A 4,633-nucleotide genomic window follows, 5' to 3' on the forward strand; every position below is an offset into this window, starting at 1 on the left:
GTGCGAGCGCGATCCTGGTTTCGTGAGTTCCGAGAAATCGTGCTGATGTGTGTGGTCTATAACATCAAGCGAGCCGTGAAACAATGAATTCCATTGCTGTATGGCGATTCAACACAGCCCCTCAAAGCATACTCAGCGACAGGCGGGCGTCACGAAGTACGATCCTGCAACAGAAGCAGTCACGATTGCACTGACTTGGACGGCTTACCAACAACACGGATGCAAACAATTCAGCGAAACCGTCCGGCACGAACTCGTTCACGCATGGCAGTATCACGAGTTCGGTGACGCAGATCACGGAGCAACGTTCACCCGCTGGACAGACTGCCTCGACACCTCGCAACACTGCGAACGCTTCACTGCACCCAAGTGGTGGCTCGTCTGCAAGGGCTGCGGCGGTCGGAGTGCCCGGTATCGACGCTCGAAAACAGTGCGCAACCCGGAGCAGTACAGCTGTAGTGAGTGCGGTGGTTCACTCCGTGTCGAGGAGTGCGACGGCCACTAACCAATTCTCGTTTAAGTGGTTCTCGCGACAAGGAGTAGATACGAGGAAGATTTTCGCGAACTGCTGATTTCTGCTTGTGTATATTTTATCACTCAGTGCTTCGGGCTTAGAGCCAGTTCTGGTTAGTAGCTCATACTAACCCTCGTATCTCCATATCTATCTGGCTGGCGACTATCGTTGACGTTTTGCTCGGTAGTGTCTCCCGTAACCCGTGAGACACCCCAGTTGGACACACTCCGTAGAAAACTTGCGATCGTCTTAGAGAACACGGGCCAACGAGATTGACGCTAATCAACTTGCAATACAGATACTCAATTCAAATCCGGTCAAAGAATTGATCGCTAAAAACGAGCGCATAGCCAATCCCAATCGCACCAGCGCCGATTCCCAAGACATACACTAACTGCCCTGTCGCAATACCCGTCGTTTTTGTACAGTGACGTTCAGGAGGTGTGTCTGGACCCGTGTATGTTTCCGAACAGCCCATTGCAGTCACTTGTGGCGGACTAAGCAGATTCATGACTACTAACAGAATACCGACCAACAGGAACGCTGCTGCGATGGTGTAGCGAACTGTCATGGAGTTACCCTCCTTTGTTACTCGACGTTTGATGATTCGGCTTCTGTTTGTGGGTTTCGAGCCACCGTCCAAGCCATGTGGCACTCACAGCAAACAGATAATACGTGACAATCTGTCCTACCTCCCATAGAGCAGTTTGTTCGCCTGGAAATACCCCATCAAAAGCATAGATGATGTGTTCGATCCCAAGTCCTTCATAGACGAGAAGTGAAACAAGATACGCCGGTATGAAGAGCAATCGAAAGACTATATTGCTGTAGATATCAACGACGGCAGGGAGTTGTGATGTAAGTGCGAGAAACCCAAAGAGCACGAGCGTTGATCGGGCTGTCCATGCGGATCGGGTTGCGGGTGATGTGTGGTTATTCATAGTTTCTAAGAGGTGTGTAGATGGCTTTACGTTATGCCTTGGCAGACACGACATCGAGTGGCGGTGTTCTGAATGCCGATGCGACGACAAGTGAGAGAATAGTGTTAAATGAGTATTTCACTCATCACGAAGCTTATTCTTGACTACACAGATATCTCGCTATGAAACGCCGTGTATTCCTCTCTGTGACTGCCCTCGCACTCGGTAGTGGCTGTCTCAATATCGGAGGTACTGCTGAGGGATTTGACTCCATTGCGGATTATGAATTCACCATCTATGAATCAAGCTTTGATAGGACCACCGACTTCCCTGGGCCAACCGAACAACCAATTGTCTCTTTCAAACCGGAGTCGAAGCAGGTGATCGTTCGTGGAGCACTCTTTGTTGGGTCAAGTACGTGCAACAAGGCAGATCTCAAGGATGTTTCATACTCCGAAACATCCCAGACACTCACTGTGAAAGTTGGGAGTACCGATACATCATCCTGGTTTAGTGGGAGTTGTACTGGTGATGAGAGTGCTGATGCCTATCGATTAGTGGTGACAATGAAAGAGCAACTGCCGACAACGGTCAGAGTCAAGCAAACTGGCTCATCTGCGAAGTCAGTAACAGTTCGGCGACCATAGTTGGTGCTCTGTCGGTAGCAACGGCGTTTCTCACCTAATCACTCGAGATCAGGTGTCCCCATACCTGCTTAGTGAACCTCCCAGCAATAAATGTTCAATACAAAATGTTCGTCGACTGAGGGTGATTAAGCTGCTGTCGCGGTCGTGTTCCAGCGGCCATAGTTGCGTTGTTTGGCCAGCTGTTGTTTGCGCATGAATTCCTGGCGTTTGCTGAACTGTATGTCTGGCACACGAGCATAACCGATACGAACCAAATCCGTGTTGAACATAAAATTCCCGATGTAGACGTACGCTTGCATGTGGCCGTCGTCTGTTTCCACCTGTGGATCAGAGACGACTGTCACCACCTGATGATCCAATTGCGACTTCGTATAGCGAACTGCCTTCTTATGGATGGAACTGCTCTCAGGGACGCTCACACCGATCAAATCAACAGTGCGGTTCTTCCCATCGTGTTTGATCTTGAGTGTTGTTGGATCGACGACTTTGGTTACACGTGCTTGGAAGCGCTCGCTATTCTCTGGAGTATCAATATTCGCGGTCGTTGGTTGCCGTAGATACGTCGTCTGCGTCCGTGCCTCCGACTGGGGTTCTGCGGTTGTCGTTGTCGCAATAGTTGGTTCCGCCGAGGCTATTGTCGTGCTAGCGATCGAGGTCGTCTGTGTTTCTATTCTCGTCGTTGTTGTGGCGTTACTACTACCACCGAATCCAAGCCCACCGAGACAGCCTGCGAGGATGATAATCAGGACAAGTCCGAAAAGAGGGAGGGATCGCTGCATATTGGAGATGGTTGCTCTGTTTAGTTCAACATTGGGGATGTCGAATGATTGTGATGCTTTATGCTCTTTTCCGTGATACTAGTGAAAAGGCAGCGTCCGTTGGCAGTCTATATCATTCCCTTTGATTGCGCTGATCTCTATTAACCCTGTTCGATACAATGCGTAGATCATCCTCGAGACAGTGCAGACACATACAACCGTCACTGCTGACAAATGTGTTTGCTGTATTCCTATTGGTCAGACACGACCGGTTGTAAAACAGTGAGCAGGAGTAATGAATCTACCAACCACTATCTTCTGGCTTCCATGGACGAACCTGCCAATATTGCCTGGCTCGAATGCCTGCTGCAATGCCGAGTAAGAGAAATGCGATAGCCGAGATCGTGACTCCGTCACTCAAAAGTGTGTAGACAAATCCAAGCACACCGCTGAGGGCCAGTCCCCCAAACATCAGCACAAGACTAGTTGCAGAGTATCCACGAGCAATAGTATATCCTCCTCCGAGAATGGCTGTCGCACCGACTAGAAGCACAGTGAGGCGTTCAAAATAACCATACCACACAGCAACGAGACCGATAACAATCAGCCCGTATGGGATATATCGCAGACGAGTTTTGCGGGAAACCATATCAATAACGAAAACAACATTAAACAAATCTATTGCTATTGATAGCGTCTATATCCAGCCAAAAGTTCAACGTTGGGGGTGGCGAATGATGACCGGCACAGCCAATCTGACTGCACACCCGTGAAGCAATCCGAAAATCTCTGCTAGAGACGGCAGTGCTAGCTATTGCGCGAAAATATAGCCGATGAAGACGAGGATACTTCCGACGGCGAGACTGGAGAGAATGCCGATCAGGCGGGAGTAGAGCTGGTTGTGCCGATAGTCACCAGTAAGATGCCCGACGGACCAGATCAAGAGCGCAAGGCAGGTCGTGGTCGTAATGACAAACCAAAGTCCCGACGGCATGCGAAACAACCCTTGCCATTGCATCGCGTATGCAGAGAGTGTTCGCCAGAGAAACAAGCCTGCAACCAGTAAACCGATGAATCCGGCGGTCTGTTCTTTGTGACGTTGATCTTCAAATACTTCCATGTAGAGTAATTACTTTAGTTATGGATAAATCTATGTGTAATTCGAGTTCTTGTTGCTACAGTCAATAGACGCCGACTGTAGATGCACCATGAACGAGCTCAAGCCATAGCTCAACAACACATCGACCACTACCAGTGCTAGTGACGAACGCTCGACGCCGAGCGAATAACCGCTCCTCGTGACCACTGGACAGTCGGTCGGCAGAAACACACGGGTGCCCTCCCAACTGAAACACAGCGGTTTTCATCTGCTTTTCACTGGATAAACAGTCAACCCTGCCCCTGACAGTCCCGCTGGTGATACACCAGAGTTCCGTTGTAATAGCGCTCACTCGACAGTCCCACTATCACTACACCTAACACTCTCCTGTTAGTACGCAGAGGACAGTCCACCGGGCTCTAGCCGGCTCATCTCTCCCGTGCTGCTCAGCTTGGACAGTCCAACGTACTGTACTCTTCCCTCCCAGGCACGGTGCCTTGACTTCCTGTGGACAGTCTGGCAGTGCTGTTCACTGCCGCCTCCTCGTGCGTTCTGCGGAAGACGGCCACTCTCATATTCGGTACTTCCCAACCGATGTGAGAACTGAAGCTAAAGCGTTAGTCTAATTAGGAAGATGTCTGGTTGAGTGAATGTGTTCAATATCCCTCAGCCAGACGGTGTTCTTTCGGACTCGG

6 protein-coding genes and 1 pseudogene are annotated in these 4,633 nt (G+C 50.1%); 3 read left to right on the top strand and 4 right to left on the bottom strand.

Annotated features, from left to right (window positions below):
• A pseudogene (locus ACR3FF_RS25725) lies at positions 1-87 on the top strand (IS5/IS1182 family transposase); the annotation flags it as partial.
• Positions 88-100: 13 nt separating this feature from the next.
• Positions 101-505 carry a SprT-like domain-containing protein gene (locus ACR3FF_RS25730; protein ID WP_458190945.1) on the top strand — a complete coding sequence of 135 codons (405 nt, stop codon included), beginning with the start codon at positions 101-103 and terminating at the stop codon, positions 503-505.
• A 316-nt stretch (positions 506-821) separates the two neighbouring features.
• Here the strand turns inward: ACR3FF_RS25730 and ACR3FF_RS25735 are convergent, their stop codons facing one another.
• Positions 822-1,085, bottom strand: a complete 264-nt coding sequence (locus tag ACR3FF_RS25735; protein ID WP_458190946.1) for a hypothetical protein — start codon at positions 1,083-1,085, stop codon at positions 822-824.
• Between the two features lie 531 nt (positions 1,086-1,616).
• Between ACR3FF_RS25735 and ACR3FF_RS25740 the strand changes: the two genes are divergently transcribed.
• Positions 1,617-2,081, top strand: a complete 465-nt coding sequence (locus ACR3FF_RS25740) for a hypothetical protein (RefSeq protein WP_458190947.1) — start codon at positions 1,617-1,619, stop codon at positions 2,079-2,081.
• A gap of 125 nt (positions 2,082-2,206) precedes the next feature.
• Here the strand turns inward: ACR3FF_RS25740 and ACR3FF_RS25745 are convergent, their stop codons facing one another.
• The 3 genes from ACR3FF_RS25745 to ACR3FF_RS25755 form a co-directional block, all read right to left on the bottom strand.
• Positions 2,207-2,860 (bottom strand): thermonuclease family protein, encoded by a 654-nt coding sequence (locus ACR3FF_RS25745; protein WP_083252577.1) that lies wholly within the window; start codon positions 2,858-2,860, stop codon positions 2,207-2,209.
• A 280-nt stretch (positions 2,861-3,140) separates the two neighbouring features.
• Positions 3,141-3,488 carry a hypothetical protein gene (locus ACR3FF_RS25750; RefSeq protein ID WP_139136152.1) on the bottom strand — a complete coding sequence of 116 codons (348 nt, stop codon included), beginning with the start codon at positions 3,486-3,488 and terminating at the stop codon, positions 3,141-3,143.
• 162 nt (positions 3,489-3,650) lie between these two features.
• Positions 3,651-3,959, bottom strand: coding sequence for a hypothetical protein (locus tag ACR3FF_RS25755; protein WP_069451527.1), 309 nt, complete (start codon positions 3,957-3,959; stop codon positions 3,651-3,653).
• Positions 3,960-4,633: the final 674 nt, after the last annotated feature.

It is taken from the genome of Haladaptatus ordinarius (assembly GCF_054177595.1).

Excerpts from the sequence above, each read along its gene's own strand:
- ACR3FF_RS25750 (WP_139136152.1), bottom strand. The coding sequence starts at position 3,488 with ATGGTTTCCCGCAAAACTCGTCTGCGATATATCCCATACGGGCTGATT.
- ACR3FF_RS25740 (WP_458190947.1), top strand. The coding sequence starts at position 1,617 with ATGAAACGCCGTGTATTCCTCTCTGTGACTGCCCTCGCACTCGGTAGT.
- ACR3FF_RS25735 (WP_458190946.1), bottom strand. The coding sequence starts at position 1,085 with ATGACAGTTCGCTACACCATCGCAGCAGCGTTCCTGTTGGTCGGTATT.
- ACR3FF_RS25755 (WP_069451527.1), bottom strand. The coding sequence starts at position 3,959 with ATGGAAGTATTTGAAGATCAACGTCACAAAGAACAGACCGCCGGATTC.
- ACR3FF_RS25745 (WP_083252577.1), bottom strand. The coding sequence starts at position 2,860 with ATGCAGCGATCCCTCCCTCTTTTCGGACTTGTCCTGATTATCATCCTC.
- ACR3FF_RS25730 (WP_458190945.1), top strand. The coding sequence starts at position 101 with ATGGCGATTCAACACAGCCCCTCAAAGCATACTCAGCGACAGGCGGGC.